Genomic DNA, 16739 nt, shown 5'->3' with positions numbered 1-16739 from the left:
TACACTTAGGACTCTATATATTATTTCACTACAATTTTTGTGGGTGGAGTAATGTTTTCTTCAAGACCATCATTGCTTAATTTTTTTGCTATTTCAGACTGCTTACTAGCAAACATGTATCTTGATTTTTGGGAGATGTATGCTGCACGTTTTTCTTCCATGTCATTGCGAGCTTTATCTATTTTTTTGATAAAACTTTCATAACTATGTTGTACGTAAATGTAGATGATGCCCAAAAAAACAACCCAAATGATGCGTTTGAGCGTTTCGGTAGGTAGTTCACTACCAAGTTCTAAACGATTGGTTAGCCAAGAATTGAGGCTGTCAAAGATACCTGGTTTGCGAGGCTGCTTTGGCTTTGAAGGAGGGGCAGTCGCGGTAGCAGGTTCAGGACGGCTCCGAAAAGTATTCGTTTCCATTCCAGTCATGAATTATAAGTTTTATTTTTAAAGCACGATTTTATGAGCATTTAGCTCAATAGATAAGACAAATTTATGAATTAGGCAGAAATAAAATCGAAAATTAAACGAAATTTATTTTAAGGGTTCTGCGATTCTTAATTTCGCACTTCTGGCCCTTGGATTTTGTTCTACTTCTTCGGGTGTGGCCTCAATAGCTTTTCGGGTAATTGCTTCTAAAGGTTTCTTATCATTACCAAAAATATCTTTCTCAACTTCGCCGCTGAACTTACCACTTCTGATAAAATTCTTAACCAAGCGGTCTTCCAATGAGTGATACGACATCACAACCAAACGACCTTCTGGAGCTAAAACTTCGGGTGTTTGTAGTAAAAATTCTTCAAGAACAGCCATTTCTTCATTAACAACAATGCGAAGAGCTTGAAAAACTTGGGCAAAATATTTATTTTCTTTGCCTTTGGGGGCTAATTTCCCCATTACATTTTTCAAATCATTGATGGTGTTAATCGGGCGGTTGAGGCGTGCTGTATAGATTGTTTGGGCAGCAGTGCGAGCATTCTTGATTTCGCCATACATGCCTAAAATTTTATGTAGTTCATCCACCGAATATTCATTAACAATATTTTTGGCAGAAAAATCGGCATTTTGGTTCATTCGCATATCCAATTCGGCATCATAACGAGTCGAAAAGCCGCGTTCTGGAGTATCAATTTGGTGCGATGAAATACCTAAGTCGGCCAAAATACCATCTACTTTTCTTACACCATACAAACGTAAATATTGTTTGATGTTTCGGAAATTCGCCTCAATAAAAGTAAAATTCTTATTTTCTATAAGTTTTGATTGCTCTTTTGCATCCGCATCTTGGTCAAATGAGTAGAGTTTTCCAGTAGTAAGTTTCTCTAAAATAGCCCGTGAATGTCCACCGCCGCCAAAAGTAACATCAACATAAATGCCATCGGGTTTGATATTCAGACCTTCTAAACATTCTTTGAGCATAACGGGCGTGTGATAAACTGACATAAACTTTTTATATATTTACAATGTTGAAATGCAAAAGTACTAAAAAAATCAACGCTTGAGGGGTAAACACCCTTCCGAACGTTCATCGAACCAAAGAAACCTTATGAAATTATTTATCAAATTACCATTTATTGTCTTTGTCTCTCTTTTTCTAAACGCTTGTAAAACTTCTTCTGAGCCTAAATCTGGTATTTGGCGAGCTGTTATTCCGACGAAAGGTGGTGAATTACCTTTTAATTTTGAATTACAAAAAGAATCTGATGGCTATTCAGTAACGATTTTGAATGGTGAAGAAAAACTAAAGATGGATAAATCTTTTGTGAAAGATGATTCGCTGCATATCCCGATGGAATTGTTTGATGCTGAAATTGTAGCGAAAGTAGAGGGTGAAAAGTTAGTGGGTTATTGGAAGAAAATGCGTTCGGATTTTAGTTTTTTGCAAGGCAATTTTGTAGCTGAATATGGAAAAACTTATCGATTTACTGATAAAACTGATAAACCAGAAACACTTTTAGCACCTAAATATAGTGTTTTGTTTCGCTCCGAAGATTTGAAAGATTCAACAGTTTCGGTTGGACTTTTTTCTACGAAAGGTAATGAAGTAAATGGTACTTTCTTGACTTCAACAGGCGATTATCGTTATTTACAAGGAAACTTGATGGGTGATAGCCTCAAACTTTCGTGTTTTGATGGCACACATTTATTTTTGTTTAAAGCTAAAGTTGAGGGCGGAAAGCTTACCGGTGGCGAATTTTGGTCAAGTCTTAGTAGTTTCGAATCTTGGGAGGGTGTGAAAGATGATAATGCCACTTTGCCCGATGAGAAAACATTGACTTATCTAAAAGAGGGCTACCAAACAATCCAGTTTTCGTTTGCTAATGAACAAGGTAAGAAAATTTCTTTGACTGATGACCGCTACAAAGGCAAAGTAGTGGTGGTACAAATCATGGGTTCTTGGTGCCCGAATTGTATGGATGAAAGTAAGTTTTTGGCTCCTTGGTACCAAAAAAATAAGCAAAAAGGCGTTGAAATCATAGGTTTAGCCTACGAAAAAAGTACAGACCCAGCTTTTGCTTATCCTAAAATTAAGCGTTTGAAAGAGCGTTTTGGTATTGATTATGAAGTGCTTTTAGCAGGAACAAATGATAAAGCCGATGCTTCAACAACTTTACCAATGCTTAATCGTGTGATTGGTTTTCCAACAACTATTTTCGTAGATAAGAAAGGACAAGTACGCGAGATTCATACTGGTTTTTCTGGACCAGGAACGGGTAAATATTATGATGATTTTGTGAGTGATTTTAACCGTTTGGTCGATAAATTATTAGCCGAGTAAAACATTTTTGATTTTTCGATGGTTATTAAAATAATTACGCATTTCGAAAACAAAGACTCCTAAAGGAGAAGAAGCTTTATGACAAATATTATAATCGTAAACGAACACGACGAGGAAATCGGTACGGGCGAAAAGCTTTTGGTTCACCAAAAGGGTTGGCTCCATAGAGCCTTTTCGATATTGGTTTTCAACGATAATAATGAGTTACTGATTCACCAACGCACTTCTCACAAGTATCATTCGGGTGATTTATGGACAAATACTTGTTGTGGCCACCCAAATGCTAATGAAGGAATCAGCGAGGCGGCACACCGTCGTTTAGGCGAAGAAATGGGTTTTGATACATCACTTGAGTTCTTGTATAAATTTCAATATCGTACAGTATTCGAAAACGGTTTGATTGAACACGAAGTTGACCACGTTTTTGTAGGTACTTACAATGAATCATTTATCGTAAACCCTGAAGAAGTAGCTGATTATAAGTGGGTTTCGGTTGATGCTCTTCTTGACGATGTATCACAAAATCCTCAGAACTATACATTTTGGTTTAAGGAAATTCTCAAAAGCAGTGCTTTCATGAGTTATGTTACGGCTAATTTAGTTTTGGCCTAAAATACCATAGAATCAAATTTCGGGGTAGCCTAATCCTCATCAAAATATTTATTGTATTTTTGTGCTTTATCATCGCCTTTATTCGCATGAAAAAGCACTTTTTTGTTTTTATACTACTATTCTTCAGCACTTTTGCTATCGCTCAAAAAAAATCTAAGAAAGATTATTTAGTGACGCTCAATACTAAGTTTGGTACTATGCACATGGTATTATTCGATGATACACCGCTGCATAAAGCTAATTTCGTGAAGTTAGTTGAGCAAAAATTCTACGATAGTTTATTGTTTCATCGAATCATTGATGGATTTATGATTCAAGGTGGCGACCCCAACTCAAAAAATGCCAAACCAGGCGAGCGTTTGGGTAATGGAGGTGGAAATCTTGAACGTATTCCTTTTGAGTTCAAACCCAATCATATTCATCGAAAAGGTGCTTTAGCCGCTGCTCGTGATAATAATCCTGAAAAAAAATCGAGTGCTTGTCAATTTTATATTGTGCAAGGAAAAAAACGTACAGATGAAGAAATTACCACCATTGCCCAGCGTAATGGCATGAATTATACTACCGAACAACGTGCCGATTACATGATTTTGGGTGGAACGCCTCATTTGGATAATGGTTATACAGTTTTTGGCGAGGTTATTGATAATTTGAATGTAATTGATGAAATTGCAAAGCAGCCTAAAGACTCAGCCGACCGTCCTAAAGAAGACATCAAAATGGATTTAAAGGTAAAAAAAATGCGTAAAAAGAAGATTACCAAAAAATTTGGCTATAAGTATTAACCTTCGACTTCTCTCAATTAGCGAAGTGATTTTTGAAATATAAAATGAAGAAAATTTTAATTACTGGTTCTAATGGACTTTTAGGGCAAAAGCTTGTTGAGCTTCTCTTAAATAATCAGGATGTTCAAATCATAGCCACTGCTCGTGGTGAAAATCGATTACCATTTCATGAGGGATATGAATATCACCCCATGGATATTACAAATCGTGAACAAGTATTGAGTGTTGTAGAAAGCATTCAGCCTGAGGTTATTATTCATACTGCTGCTATGACTAATGTTGACCAATGTGAAAGCGAAAAAGCAGCGTGTTGGGCACAAAATGTGAGTTCGGTAGAGTATTTAGTAGAAGCTTGTGCGAAAACTGACAGCTTTTTACTCCATATTTCAACCGATTTTATTTTTGATGGAACCTCGGGGCCATATAAAGAAGAGGACGAGGCAAATCCGATTAGTTTTTATGGCTGGAGTAAATATGCGGCCGAGAAATTGGTCATTCATAGTAAAATTCGGTGGGCCATTGCCCGCACGGTATTGGTTTATGGCATTGCACATGATATGAGCCGTACGAATATTATTTTATGGGTGAAAAAATCGCTTGAGGAAGGTAAAAATATCAAGGTCGTTACCGATCAATGGCGTACACCAACATTAGCTGAAGATTTGGCCAAAGGTTGTGCATTGATTGCTACCAAAGAAGCCGAAGGTATTTTTAATATTTCAGGGAAAGATTTTCTTACACCTTACGAAATGGCAATCATGACTGCTGATTATTTTAAACTTAATAAATCATTGATTGCACAAGCCGACTCTACTACTTTTTCTCAACCAGCTAAACGACCGCCAAGAACGGGTTTTGATTTAACGAAATCTCGTGAGGTGCTGGGTTATGAGCCAGTAAGTTTTATGGAAGGAATTGAGGTTTTGGCGGGGCAGATTAGTAAATAATTTTTGGGGTGAATCTTCTGTTTGATTGTATTAATGCGAACAGAATGTTCGCCCCAAAATTTTATAAATAAAACTTCTTCCAACGAATATATTCATCTACTTCATCAGAAACCATATAACGTATTGGTTTACCTGCTTTGATAGAATTTCGAATAAATGTTGCTGAAATATCGAGTAAAGGAGCTTCAATAAACTTTACTTTTGGATGATTCTTGAAATTATGTTCGGCCGTATTTGGGCGAGGATATACATATAGTTCGTAATATTCAAGAATTTTATCGTAGTTTTTCCAATTTTCAAATTGTACCAAATTATCTTCACCCATAATCAACTTAAAATCGTGTTGAGGGTAGCGTTCGGATAATTTCGTGAGCGTATCAATCGTGTAGCTTGGTTTAGGCATCGAAAACTCAATATCGCTGGCCTTTAGCTTAAAATTATCGGCTATTGCCTTTTCTACCATCGTGAGTCGGTCAAACTCATGCAATAAACTTTTGTTTTTCTTGAACGGATTTTGTGGAGAAACCACAAACCAAACTTGCTCCAAATCGGTGCAATTGGCCATAGTGTTGGCAATAATCAAATGCCCCACGTGAATCGGATTAAACGAACCAAAGAACAAACCTATTTTCACACTTCCAACGGTTTTTTTGTAATCACTAACTCATTTTTAGTAAATTGCTCGTAGAGTTCTTCGGCTTTTTGCCAAGAATGTTGGATATCATCATTGTGCAAAATGACATCGAATTTATCTTGAAACTCCATCTCGAACTTCATTTTATAGATTCTTCTAGAAATGCTATCTTCATCGTCAGTGCCACGGCTGCGTAATCTTCTTTCCAATTCTTCCATCGAAGGCACTTTTACGTAAATTGCCAAAGCGTTGTCGCCGAAGTATCTTTTCAGATTCATTCCGCCCTTTACATCCACATCAAAAATTACATTTTTGCCTTCATCCCACAGGCGTTCGATTTCAGTTTTTAGTGTACCATAATAAGCTCCTGGGTATACTTCTTGCCATTCTACAAATTCATCTCTATCAATTCTTTCTTTAAAATCATGAATACTAAGGAAATAATAATCTTTGCCGTTTTCTTCATTACGCCCGCGTTTATCGCGAGTACATGCTGAAATTGAAAAACCGAGATTTGTGTATTTGTCAAGTAGATGCTTAACAATGGTAGTTTTACCCGAGCCCGATGGGGCACAAAATATAATTGCTTTACCTTTCATGAGAAGATTAGTTAATGGCCAACGACTTAAATAAAGCCACAACTGATTTTATAATTATTAAAAAAGCCATCAAATTCTAAATTTGACGGCCGAATATTTTTGCAAATATACTATTTAATTTTTTTAGAAAAAACCGATAGTAAAAGGCTTACTATCAAGTGAATTAACAACTAAAAAATATTGAATATAATTTTACTTCAACTGCTATAAATCCTAAAACTAAAAGTGACAGTCCGATTTTTGCTTTAATATCAAGAACTAACTTCTCTGGACAGCATTTCTTTTCAACTTTTTCTTGCATGGCTTCCTTCATGCATTTTTCGAGTTTATAGGTCTCGATACACGGCATACACACATCCATGTTTTGCTTGAAGTGTTCGATTTCCTCAGCAGATGCAGAACCGTCAAGAACGGCCTGTATCATCTTCATGCACTTCTGATGATTGTCACACTGATACTTCATTGAATTTATTTAATTATAGGAACAGTTTTATTTTAGTGTTCGTGCTCTAATTGCTTTAGAGTTTGAATTTGTCAGTAATGGTGAAATTGACGTATTTGAACAAAAGGGTAACAGTAAAGTTTTAAAATTTGTTCATTTTGTGTTTTTTTTATCAAAAGTCTTCTTCTTCCTCACTTTCGGCTCCATCGGTTTGATAACCCATTGAGTTGGCATAAGTTTTGAGTTTTTCTTTCAAGAGATTTCTAGCACGGTGAAGTCTTGAACGCACAGTTCCGATAGGAATGTCAAGAATCTTGGCCATTTCTTCGTAAGTAAAACCTTCAATATCGCATAGAATAATTACCGTTCTGAAATCAACAGGTAGGCTATTTAAAGCATTGGCTACTTCATCGCCAATCATATCCTGTACGGTTTCAGTACGCAAGTCGGTTGTGGCATCCATTTCGGCATCTTCTGTCGAATTATAGGTTGTCTCAACGTCTTGGTAATCTACCTTTGAAGGTTCTTTGCTTTTCTTACGATAATCGTTGATAAAGCTATTTTTCAGAATCCTGAACAACCATGCTTTGGCATTAGTTCCTCTTTCGAATGAGTTTATAAACCTAAATGCCTTTAAATAAGTATCTTGCACTAAATCGTGGGCATCATCTTCATCGTTTGTTAGGCGAAAGGCAAAGTTGTACATGGAGTCTATGTGTGGCATAAACTCTTTATCAAAAACTGCGTATTTTTCTTTTTCAGAATACCGGACTTCTACTTCTACGATGTCTTCTTCTTCCATAGACCTTTATAATTATAGTCGGGCAAAATTACTACTTTTATACTAAGATTAAAATGATTTATAAGAATACCAAGATTGATTTCTAAAGATTCGATGAAAATCTTTTCAAAAATGATATTGGAACAATGTGGCAGTAAACTTCAGTGCCACTAACGCTAAATAAGGCTTTAGAGTATTTGTAAAAACGAAAGAAATAATAATAAATCTTTTCGAGAAAGATATTTGTTTAAAGCAACCAATTTTAAGGATAAAAGGGAAAAGAAAGTCGGTGGTACTTATTTTCTGTTGTCGCCCCCATCCATCATGCTAAGATAGCTAAAATATCTACTTTCTGCAATTCGGCCATCCATTACTGCTTCTTTTACTGCACAATTGGGTTCATCAATGTGTTTGCAGTTATTGAATCGACATTCGTCTAAAATTTCTAGCATTTCTGGGAAATAGTGACAAATTTCATCTTTCTCCATATCAGCTAAGCCTAATTCTTTAATTCCGGGCGAATCTATGATAAATGTTCCGTGGCTTAGCTCAAACATTTCGGCAAAAGTGGTGGTATGTACGCCTTTATTGGCAAAAGTTGAAACCTCTGAGGTACGAAGGTCGAGATTAGGGGCAATGGCATTAACTAAAGTTGATTTTCCAACTCCTGAGTGCCCCGAAAGCAAGGAAACTTTATCTTTAAGGACTTCATAGAATTCATCAACGCCAATTCCATCCACCGCAGAGGTAAAAATACATTTATAATTGAGGCTTTCGTAAAGGTCAGCTAATTCTTGTTGATAGGCTATTTGTTCTTCGTTGAGTAAATCTAATTTATTGAAAACCAATACAGTAGGAATACGAAACGACTCAGCGGCCACCAAAAAACGGTCGATAAACCCCAAAGAGGTACGAGGGAAATTGAGCGTGGCAATTAATACAGCTTGGTCGAGATTGGTAGCTAAAAGGTGCCCGTGAGCAGTTTTGTGTACTGACTGACGGATGATATAATTTTCACGTGGGAGAATATCGTTGATAATACCCGTATTACGATTTTCGTCTTCAATTTCGAATACCACTTTATCGCCTACCGCAATCGGATTGGTAACTTTTAGACCTTTAATTTTGAATTTCCCTTTTAGACGACATTGCAGCATAGCACCAGTAGCGGTACGAACTTCATACCACGACCCCGTAGAACGCATGACTAATCCAATGTTTTGGCTCAAAGTTTGATAATAATTATAAAGTGAAACGAATGAGTGTACCTTAAAATAGTCTTAAGGATTATTATTTTGTTAAAAATATACCGTTTAATAATAATTATTTGAAAAGTAATATTTTTTCAAATAATGATAATATTTTGGCACAAAAATTTCTGTATTTTAAATAGGTTTTACTTGTATAACACCTTCGTAAAGGGTATTTTACCGTAAAATAAATTTTTAAGTTATTTTTAAGCGTTTGTTGCAACAAATATCGTCTATTTTCCGTTATTTAGTTGTCAAGTTAAGAACAGGAAAACAATTTAAACACAGTACGACAATGAAAAAAGGAGTATTATTCGGGTTAGCCGCTGTTGCTGTTGGAGTTGTAGTTTATTCTTTAAATAAAAAGGGAAAACTAACATTGCCATTCAAGCCGGCTTCAAAATAATTCAGCCACAATGGATTGTAAGAAACACAACCACCTTCTGAGTTTTTAGCACCACGCATTATCTTTGAATAACGGGTGCTTTTTTTATGTCTAAGCGTGTTTCTGGAATTCTACTTTCAGTTTTTCTTTTTCGATTGGCACTACACCTACATATTCACATACCAATCCGCCACCTAGGTTTGACATAGCTGCGATTGTTTTCGGCGAAAGTTTCAAAGCTAAACACATGGCTGCAATACTTACAACTGTATCGCCCGCTCCTGAAACATCAGTGATACTACGCAAATGTGCAGGTATATGATGGATTTCTCCTTGATAATCTATAAAAACACCATTTTCTGAGAGTGTAAGAAATAAACCGTTTACGCCTAAAGTTTGTTTCGCTGAAGCAACTGCCGTTTTAACTTCTTCAAGATTTTTGGCATCAAAATCAATTTTTAAGCCTTCTTTTAACTCTTTCAGATTAGGTTTAAAAATGTCTGTTCCTTGATAATGCAAAAAGTTACGTTTCTTAGGGTCAACAATGGTTGGGATTCCCTTCGTTTTAGCAAAGCTAACAATCGATTGAATACTTTCGACATCTAAAGCACCTTTATCATAATCTTCAAAGATAATTACATCGCATGAGTTGGCTAAAGAATGAGCTTTTTCAATTAATTGCTGGCGTTCGTTGGTAGTAATTGGCCCATCCATTTCCGAATCAATGCGAACTACGTGTTGAGAACCAGCCAAAACTCTTTGTTTAACGGTGGTAATTCGATTATTTGATTGAATTATGCCCTCAGTAGGTAAATGGCTTTCTTCTAAAAGTTTGATTAAATCATTTCCATCAGCATCGTTTCCTACAACTGAGCATAGAATGGGAGTTCCGCCCAATGATTTGATATTCATGGCCACATTTCCCGCACCACCCAAGCGAATTTCTTTACGCTTAACATTCACAACTGGGATGGGGGCCTCAGGTGAAATACGGTCAACTTTTCCAAAAATATATGAATCAATCATCACATCGCCCACAATCAAAACACGTAGGTTATTGAAGGCTTCAAAAATCTGATTTGCTTGCATTTAATCTTATAAAATTATGGGAATTTGTTACTTAATTAATGAAAATTACTACTTAGTTAAGTATGAAAATCTATTTCCTAAAACTTACTTGAAATTCGATTTATTTTTTTTCAAACTAAAATCAAAATCATTTAACTGCAAAACTACGTATTTTTAGAATGATTTTTTCTATAAATAATACATTTTGGCTCAGAGATTGCGTTATTTGCAAAGCAATAGAGACTTTTCTTTTAAAATATATTTTATGCGTAAGACGGTATTTTTCTTACTAACTGCTTCTTTATACTTTTCGACCGAACAACTTTTCGCCCAAAACGCAGAGCATCTCGGATCGGCGGTTAACACTGAATTCAATGAGTTGAATCCTGTTATTGCCCCCGATGGTAAAACTTTATATTTTGTACGTGTGAGCCATCCATCTAATAACTATGGAGCTAAAGGTAGCCAAGATGTGTGGTATTCGGAAAGTAGAGATGGCTCATGGACAATTGCAAGGAGAATGCCGAATAGCATTAATAAAGACCAATACAATGACCTATACAGTATTACGCCCGATGGAAACACGATTCTGATTTCGGGGGTTTATAATGGCGGTCGTCGAGAAAATGAGGTAGGCTTATCTACTTGTAAACGTACTAAAACGGGTTGGTCCGAACCTCAGCGATTAATCATTCCGAAGTTTGATGATTTGTGTAAAGGTCAATTCTTGACTGCGTGTTTATCAAATGATGGAAAAACCTTGATTTTAGCTTTTAGTGAAAAAAGGAATAGTAAAGAAGATGACCTCTATGTGTCTTTTTTAGGACGTGATGGAAAATGGACAAAGCCAGAAAGTTTAGGCGATAACATTAACACAGGAGATACTGAAACTACGCCTTTCTTAGCTTCAGATAATTATACACTTTATTTTGCCTCCGACCGTAAGGGTGGTTTAGGTGGAACCGATATTTGGGTATCAAAACGTTTGGATAGAAGTTGGAGAAGATGGTCGAAGCCAATCAATATGGGCGATAAAGTAAATACCGATGCCAATGAGCTTTCCTATACCATTTCGGCATCAGGCGAGTATGCGTATATGAGTTCAAAGAAAAATTCAGTTGGAAAAGGCGATATTGTGCGTTTTAAATTGCGTGACGATAAAAAGCAAGAGCCGGTGATTGCAGGGGGAGTTCAGACATCGAATAACAGATTAGAAGAGCAAAAAAGCTTGAGCCAAGGGAAAAGCCCGGTAAACACTGGCACCACAACACCTACACCTGTAGTTATGATTAGTGGCAGGGTTGTTGACCAAAAAACGGGTCGTCCGATTGAAGCAAAAATTGTTTATCAGACATTACCCGATGGAGAAGAAGTTGGCGAAGCTTACACAAACCCCAATACTGGCGAATATAAAATAGTATTGCCTTATGGGGCTAAATATTCATATCGGGCAGAAGCAAAGGATTTTATTGCTATTGGAAAAAATATTGACCTCACAGAGATTAAAGAATTCAAAGAAATTGATGGTGATGATTTGAAGCTAGTGCCAATCAAAGAAGGTGAAAAAGTGCCACTCAACAATATTTTCTTTGAGTATGCCAAAGCTACACTTCGCTCAGAATCATTTCCAGAGTTAGATCGAATTGCCGAGACCTTGAAAGAAAATGGTAATCTAACGATTGAGATTCAAGGACATACCGATAACGTAGGTTCGAACGAAAGTAATTTAAAACTTTCACAAGACCGTGCCGAAGCCGTACGTAGTTATTTATTATCGAAGAAATTACCAGCGAATCGAGTTACAAGTGTAGGTTTTGGAGAAACTCGCCCAGTGGCAAGTAATGATACCGAAGAAGGTCGTGCCCAAAACCGTCGGGTAGAATTTACGATTGTGAAGAAATAAGTATTTTTCAGTTCGCAGATTTTATGAGCTGCGAACTGAAAACTGCCAATTTTAAAGAATAACCGTTCTATTTCCGCTAATAAAAACTCGGTCATTGAAAACCAATTTCAAAGCATGAGTTAAAACTGATTTTTCTACCTCTTTTCCTTCTCGGGCCATATCAGTTGCCATATAACTGTGGTCAACATCTTTCACATTTTGTGCAATAATTGGTCCTTCATCTAAATTATTATTCACGAAATGGGCTGTTGCACCAATGATTTTTACACCACGCTCATACGCCTGACGATAAGGATTTGCTCCAATAAATGCGGGCAAAAACGAATGATGAATATTCACAATTTTATTAGGGTAATGCGAAACAAACTCAGGTGAAAGAATACGCATGTACTTAGCCAAAACCAAATATTCTGGTTTGTAGATTTCGAGCGTGCGTAAAATGGCCTGCTCGTGTTCGTCACGAGTTTTGTGTTCGTGAGTGATGTAATGAAAAGGAATACCAAATTTACTCACAAATGGCTGTAAAGTATTATAATTACTCAGCACCGCCAAAACATTGGCGTCAAGTTCATCAAAATTATATCGAATCAATAAATCAGAAAGGCAATGGTGCTCTTTAGTGGCTAAAATAACAACGTCCTTTTTCTTTTTTGGATTTATTCTTAAGTTTATCGCTGGTGTGGCGATTGTATCTTGTAAATCTTTCAAAATTTTCTGTGGGTCGAGTTTATCAGGTGATTCAAACTCTGTACGCATAAAAAACTGTCCTTCAACCCCATCAGCTGGTGGACTTACGTATTCATCTTGCGAAATAATATTACACTCGTTTCTGTACAGTACGCTTGTTACGTGAAAAATCAGGCCTTTAGCATCGGGGCCATCCATTAAAAGAATATGTTTTGCCATTATTGAGCACTAATTAATGATTGTATGTAATTTGTGTTTTAAACGCTAAAAGTTTATAGGTAAAGTATTTAGCCTCCTTGTAAAACTATTCGGAATTACAAAAATCACGTTAATTAAAGTTTAAGATTGCGAATTACGGATTTTAAAAATAAATTTACGAACTACTTAGAGAAAGAATTGTGAAAAAATTTTGGATAAATCTTTTGTTCACACTTTTGACCATTAATTTTTGTTCTTTTGCCCAAAAAAATATCGAAATTATAAAGTTTTCAGATGTTGAGCAGTTGTTGCAAAAAAACGATGGAATAAGGGTGATTAATTTTTGGGCCTCTTGGTGTAAACCTTGCGTGAGTGAAATGCCCGTGTTTGAAACTTTAGCGAACGAGTATCAATATAATCGAGTGAGTGTTATTTTTATCAGTCTTGATTTTAAAAGAGATATTGAAACAGTAAAAAAATTTGTGGCTGAATATCAGATAAAATCACAAGTTTATTTGATAGACGAACCCGATTATAATAGCTGGATAGATAAAGTAAGTCCGCAGTGGTCAGGTGCAATTCCCGCTACAATAATAAGTAATGGTTTTAAAAAAGAATTTTACGAACAATCTTTTGACTATCAGAGCCTTAGCGATAAAATTCGGCACTTTTTTTAAAATACTTTTGTTATTAGAGCGTTTTCAACCACAATCGTATTCGCCGATGAATAGCTGGCATAGTTTTTTAGGTTTAATTATCAATCCGTCAACTATTAAGAGGCACAACCAAGTACACCTAATATCAAATACAATGAGAAAGCAGTTTTTAATCATCGGAGCAGTGTTGTTAAGTTATGTTTTCGTGGCATTTCAAACAGCCCAAGCTAGTCCAAACAACGATTTGCCCAAAGTTGCTACATCTGCTGCCCCTACGGCCTATTTATTGGGCGATGTTGTAGCAGATTTTAAACTCAAAAATGTTGATGGGAAAATGCTTGCGTTATCTGATTTTTCTTCAGCTAAGGGTTTTATTATTGTTTTCTCATCAAATCACTGTCCGTTTTCCAAATCCTACGAAGACCGTGTCATTGCACTTGATAGGAAGTATGCTGCACAAGGATATCCCGTGATTATGATTAACCCTAATGACCCAGATGCTTACGAAGAAGATTCGTTTGCTAATATGCAAGCTCGTGTCAAAGAAAAAGCTTATCCGTTTCCGTATTTATCTGATGATACACAGGTTGTTTCAAAAGCATTTGGAGCGATGCGTACACCACAAGTTTATGTTTTGAAAAAAGAAGGCGGGAAAAATATTGTAAGCTATATTGGTGCCATTGATGACAACGCCCAAGACCCTTCGGGAGTAACCAAACGCTACGTAGAAGATGCCGTGAATAACCTCATGGTTGGAAAACCAGTAGTTACTACTAGCACAAAAGCAGTAGGCTGTGCAATTAAGTGGAAAAGTTGAAAAGACAGATTACAAATCTGTCCTACAAAAAATAAAAATATCGTGCCATCTGCAAAAACAGGTGGCTTTTTCTTTATTATTGACGAACTTTGTATTCGTTAGACAAAGGTTTTATCTAAGTAATTACATACATCACTCATGAGTAACAAGCTTCCCCCAATATTTCCTCCACAAAGAATGGAGAAACTTTTAGCATTTGATAGATTACTGACAATCATGGACGAACTTCGTGAGCAATGTCCGTGGGATAAAAAGCAAACAATGGATAGCCTTCGCCACCTGACAATCGAAGAAACCTATGAACTTTCAGATGCTATTTTGGAGAAGAATTTACCAGAAATAAAGAAAGAATTGGGCGATATTATGCTTCATTTGGTTTTTTATTCGAAAATTGCCTCTGAAACCGGAGATTTTGATGTGGCGGATGTGCTACATTCGGTTTGTGATAAATTGGTTTCGCGTCACCCACACATTTACGGTGATGTAAAAGCCGAAACCGAGGAAGAAGTAAAACGAAATTGGGAACAACTAAAACTAAAAGAAGGCAATAAATCGGTGTTAGGTGGAGTGCCAACTTCTTTACCAGCATTAGTAAAATCCATGAGAATTCAAGAAAAGGCTCGAGGCGTGGGTTTTGATTGGGAGGAGAAAAGTCAGGTTTGGGCAAAAGTTGAAGAAGAAATGGGCGAGTTTAAAGAAATGTTTGATGTTGAAACCGACCAAGCCATTGATAAAGATAAAGCGGAAGGTGAATTTGGTGATTTGCTTTTCTCGTTGGTAAATTATGCCCGATTTATTAATATTAACCCAGAAACGGCCCTCGAACGTACCAATAAGAAATTCATTAAGCGTTTTCAATATTTAGAAACAAAAGCCAAAGAAGCTAACAAAAACCTAAAAGATATGACTCTAGCCGAAATGGATGTATTTTGGGAAGAGGCAAAGAAGTTGTGAAATTTAAGTAAGACAGGTTTGTAACCTGTCAAATAGCTATTAACTGATAAGTTACAAACTTGTCTTAACTATTATGCCAAGAATTCTCGCCATTGATTATGGTGCAAAACGTACGGGTTTGGCCGTGACAGACCCTTCCAAAATCATTGCTTCGGCCCTTGAAACCGTGCCGACAGATTCGCTATTGGATTATTTAAAAAAATATACTCAAAATGAAGCAGTTGAGGCTTTTGTGGTAGGAATGCCTAAAAATCTTGATGGTTCGAGTACTGATGGTACTGCCTACGTAGAGCGTTTTGTGCTTGAATTGAAAAATATTTTCCCCGAAATACCTATTCATTTACACGATGAGCGTTTTACCTCAAAAATGGCTATGCAAACCATGATTGCGGGGGGAATGAAGAAAAAAGACCGCCAAGTAAAAGGTAATATTGATAAAATTAGTGCTGTGATTATTCTACAAAGTTTTATGGGAGTGTAGAGCAAATGATGCTAAGAACAATAAAAAATACCATCCAGAAAGTCTTGGAGCCCGACACTCCGCCTAAAATACTGATTGATGAAGTAAGTCAGCAAAAAATGCGTGAGATTCTGACAAAACACTTGCCTCAACCTGCCATTACGTATTGTTGGGATTTGTGGCGAGAACAACCTTTTCATTTCAAAATTTCTCGTACGAGAAGTACGTGTTTTGGTAATTATATTTTTCGTGAAGGACACCATAAAATTACCATTAATAATGACCTCAACCCGTATGCTTTTTTGGTAACTTATATTCATGAAATTGCACATCAACGAACTTGGCTCCATAAAGGTCGTCGAAGAATCGCACCGCATGGAAAAGAATGGAAACAACATTTTCAGCAGCTGATGGCTCCAATTTTAAACGAATTTGTTTTTCCCGAAAATCTGCTGGTTCCACTCAGAAATTACATGCAAAACCCTGCGGCTTCATCGGTTAGTTACGCCCCATTATCAGAGGCTTTGAGGAGTTTCGATAAGGAGCAAGCAACGGGGATTATATTAACCGAACTGCCCGATAATCAATGGTTTGAGTTTAGAGGTAATGTTTTTCAGAAAATAGAAAAACGACGTACACGAATTCTTTGTGTAGAAAAAAAATCTAAACGCCGATATACTATTTTAGGTTCAGCACGTGTCAATCCAATTTAAGTTTAGCTTCTAAACAGCTTTAGTTTTATATATTTTTTATCAAAAAGATGTTTAAATACTCATCATTTTC

General features: G+C 36.4%; 19 protein-coding genes. 10 read left to right on the top strand and 9 right to left on the bottom strand.

From position 1 onward, the window contains the following. Positions 1 to 20: 20 nt before the first annotated feature. Positions 21 to 419 (bottom strand): FtsL-like putative cell division protein, encoded by a 399-nt coding sequence (locus EMTOL_RS21720; RefSeq protein WP_156511097.1) that lies wholly within the window; start codon positions 417 to 419, stop codon positions 21 to 23. A gap of 114 nt (positions 420 to 533) precedes the next feature. Beyond that, positions 534 to 1442 (bottom strand): 16S rRNA (cytosine(1402)-N(4))-methyltransferase RsmH, encoded by a 909-nt coding sequence (gene rsmH, locus EMTOL_RS06690; protein ID WP_015028514.1) that lies wholly within the window; start codon positions 1440 to 1442, stop codon positions 534 to 536. Between the two features lie 103 nt (positions 1443 to 1545). Between rsmH and EMTOL_RS06685 the strand changes: the two genes are divergently transcribed. The 4 genes from EMTOL_RS06685 to EMTOL_RS06670 all read left to right on the top strand — a co-directional run bounded on the left by EMTOL_RS06685 (position 1546) and on the right by EMTOL_RS06670 (position 5122). After that, positions 1546 to 2778 carry a TlpA disulfide reductase family protein gene (locus tag EMTOL_RS06685; protein WP_041693441.1) on the top strand — a complete coding sequence of 411 codons (1233 nt, stop codon included), beginning with the start codon at positions 1546 to 1548 and terminating at the stop codon, positions 2776 to 2778. Positions 2779 to 2856: 78 nt separating this feature from the next. Beyond that, positions 2857 to 3390, top strand: coding sequence for an isopentenyl-diphosphate Delta-isomerase (gene idi / locus EMTOL_RS06680; RefSeq protein WP_015028512.1), 534 nt, complete (start codon positions 2857 to 2859; stop codon positions 3388 to 3390). An 86-nt stretch (positions 3391 to 3476) separates the two neighbouring features. Further along, positions 3477 to 4175, top strand: a complete 699-nt coding sequence (locus tag EMTOL_RS06675; RefSeq protein WP_015028511.1) for a peptidylprolyl isomerase — start codon at positions 3477 to 3479, stop codon at positions 4173 to 4175. A gap of 44 nt (positions 4176 to 4219) precedes the next feature. Then, complete coding sequence (locus EMTOL_RS06670) at positions 4220 to 5122, top strand: SDR family oxidoreductase (RefSeq protein WP_015028510.1); 903 nt, start codon at positions 4220 to 4222, stop codon at positions 5120 to 5122. A 61-nt stretch (positions 5123 to 5183) separates the two neighbouring features. On the opposite strand, the gene nadD is transcribed toward EMTOL_RS06670, so the two are convergent. The 6 genes from nadD to EMTOL_RS06640 form a co-directional block, all read right to left on the bottom strand. Further along, a complete protein-coding gene (gene nadD / locus EMTOL_RS06665; protein WP_015028509.1) occupies positions 5184 to 5756 on the bottom strand; it encodes a nicotinate (nicotinamide) nucleotide adenylyltransferase in 573 nt (190 codons plus the stop codon). Further along, positions 5753 to 6355 (bottom strand): guanylate kinase, encoded by a 603-nt coding sequence (gene gmk, locus EMTOL_RS06660; protein WP_015028508.1) that lies wholly within the window; start codon positions 6353 to 6355, stop codon positions 5753 to 5755. The genes nadD and gmk overlap by 4 nt, the downstream gene beginning before the upstream one ends. Positions 6356 to 6518: 163 nt before the next feature. After that, positions 6519 to 6818 (bottom strand): hypothetical protein, encoded by a 300-nt coding sequence (locus EMTOL_RS06655; RefSeq protein WP_015028507.1) that lies wholly within the window; start codon positions 6816 to 6818, stop codon positions 6519 to 6521. 151 nt (positions 6819 to 6969) lie between these two features. After that, positions 6970 to 7599 carry a sigma-70 family RNA polymerase sigma factor gene (locus EMTOL_RS06650; RefSeq protein ID WP_015028506.1) on the bottom strand — a complete coding sequence of 210 codons (630 nt, stop codon included), beginning with the start codon at positions 7597 to 7599 and terminating at the stop codon, positions 6970 to 6972. A 275-nt stretch (positions 7600 to 7874) separates the two neighbouring features. Further along, complete coding sequence (gene rsgA, locus EMTOL_RS06645) at positions 7875 to 8783, bottom strand: ribosome small subunit-dependent GTPase A (protein ID WP_015028505.1); 909 nt, start codon at positions 8781 to 8783, stop codon at positions 7875 to 7877. Between the two features lie 541 nt (positions 8784 to 9324). After that, on the bottom strand, positions 9325 to 10302 hold the full coding sequence (locus EMTOL_RS06640) for a bifunctional heptose 7-phosphate kinase/heptose 1-phosphate adenyltransferase (RefSeq protein ID WP_015028503.1): 978 nt from the start codon (positions 10300 to 10302) through the stop codon (positions 9325 to 9327). A 244-nt stretch (positions 10303 to 10546) separates the two neighbouring features. On the opposite strand from EMTOL_RS06640, the gene EMTOL_RS06635 reads away from it, so the two are divergent. Beyond that, positions 10547 to 12184 carry an OmpA family protein gene (locus tag EMTOL_RS06635; protein WP_015028502.1) on the top strand — a complete coding sequence of 546 codons (1638 nt, stop codon included), beginning with the start codon at positions 10547 to 10549 and terminating at the stop codon, positions 12182 to 12184. Between the two features lie 51 nt (positions 12185 to 12235). Here the strand turns inward: EMTOL_RS06635 and purU are convergent, their stop codons facing one another. Continuing rightward, the gene (gene purU / locus EMTOL_RS06630; RefSeq protein ID WP_015028501.1) at positions 12236 to 13090 is read right to left on the bottom strand and encodes a formyltetrahydrofolate deformylase; all 855 of its coding nucleotides are present in this window, start codon (positions 13088 to 13090) and stop codon (positions 12236 to 12238) included. Between the two features lie 179 nt (positions 13091 to 13269). Here purU and EMTOL_RS06625 point away from each other — a divergent pair, with 179 nt between their 5' ends. From EMTOL_RS06625 to EMTOL_RS06605, 5 genes are all read left to right on the top strand, one after another. Then, positions 13270 to 13746 carry a TlpA disulfide reductase family protein gene (locus EMTOL_RS06625; RefSeq protein WP_052315351.1) on the top strand — a complete coding sequence of 159 codons (477 nt, stop codon included), beginning with the start codon at positions 13270 to 13272 and terminating at the stop codon, positions 13744 to 13746. Between the two features lie 133 nt (positions 13747 to 13879). After that, positions 13880 to 14542: a thioredoxin family protein gene (locus EMTOL_RS06620; RefSeq protein ID WP_015028499.1), complete on the top strand. Its 663-nt coding sequence runs from the start codon at positions 13880 to 13882 to the stop codon at positions 14540 to 14542. A gap of 138 nt (positions 14543 to 14680) precedes the next feature. Beyond that, entirely contained in the window at positions 14681 to 15496 is an 816-nt protein-coding gene (mazG, locus tag EMTOL_RS06615; RefSeq protein WP_015028498.1) for a nucleoside triphosphate pyrophosphohydrolase, read from the top strand. A gap of 73 nt (positions 15497 to 15569) precedes the next feature. Continuing rightward, a complete protein-coding gene (gene ruvX / locus EMTOL_RS06610) occupies positions 15570 to 15977 on the top strand; it encodes a Holliday junction resolvase RuvX (protein WP_015028497.1) in 408 nt (135 codons plus the stop codon). A 5-nt stretch (positions 15978 to 15982) separates the two neighbouring features. Then, positions 15983 to 16669 carry a SprT-like domain-containing protein gene (locus EMTOL_RS06605; RefSeq protein WP_015028496.1) on the top strand — a complete coding sequence of 229 codons (687 nt, stop codon included), beginning with the start codon at positions 15983 to 15985 and terminating at the stop codon, positions 16667 to 16669. The last annotated feature ends 70 nt before the right edge of the window (positions 16670 to 16739 follow it).

Source organism: Emticicia oligotrophica DSM 17448 (assembly GCF_000263195.1).
GTDB lineage: Bacteria > Bacteroidota > Bacteroidia > Cytophagales > Spirosomataceae > Emticicia > Emticicia oligotrophica.
The sequence above is the reverse complement of the archived record's forward strand: the minus strand, read 5'-3'. Positions and strand labels throughout refer to the sequence as shown.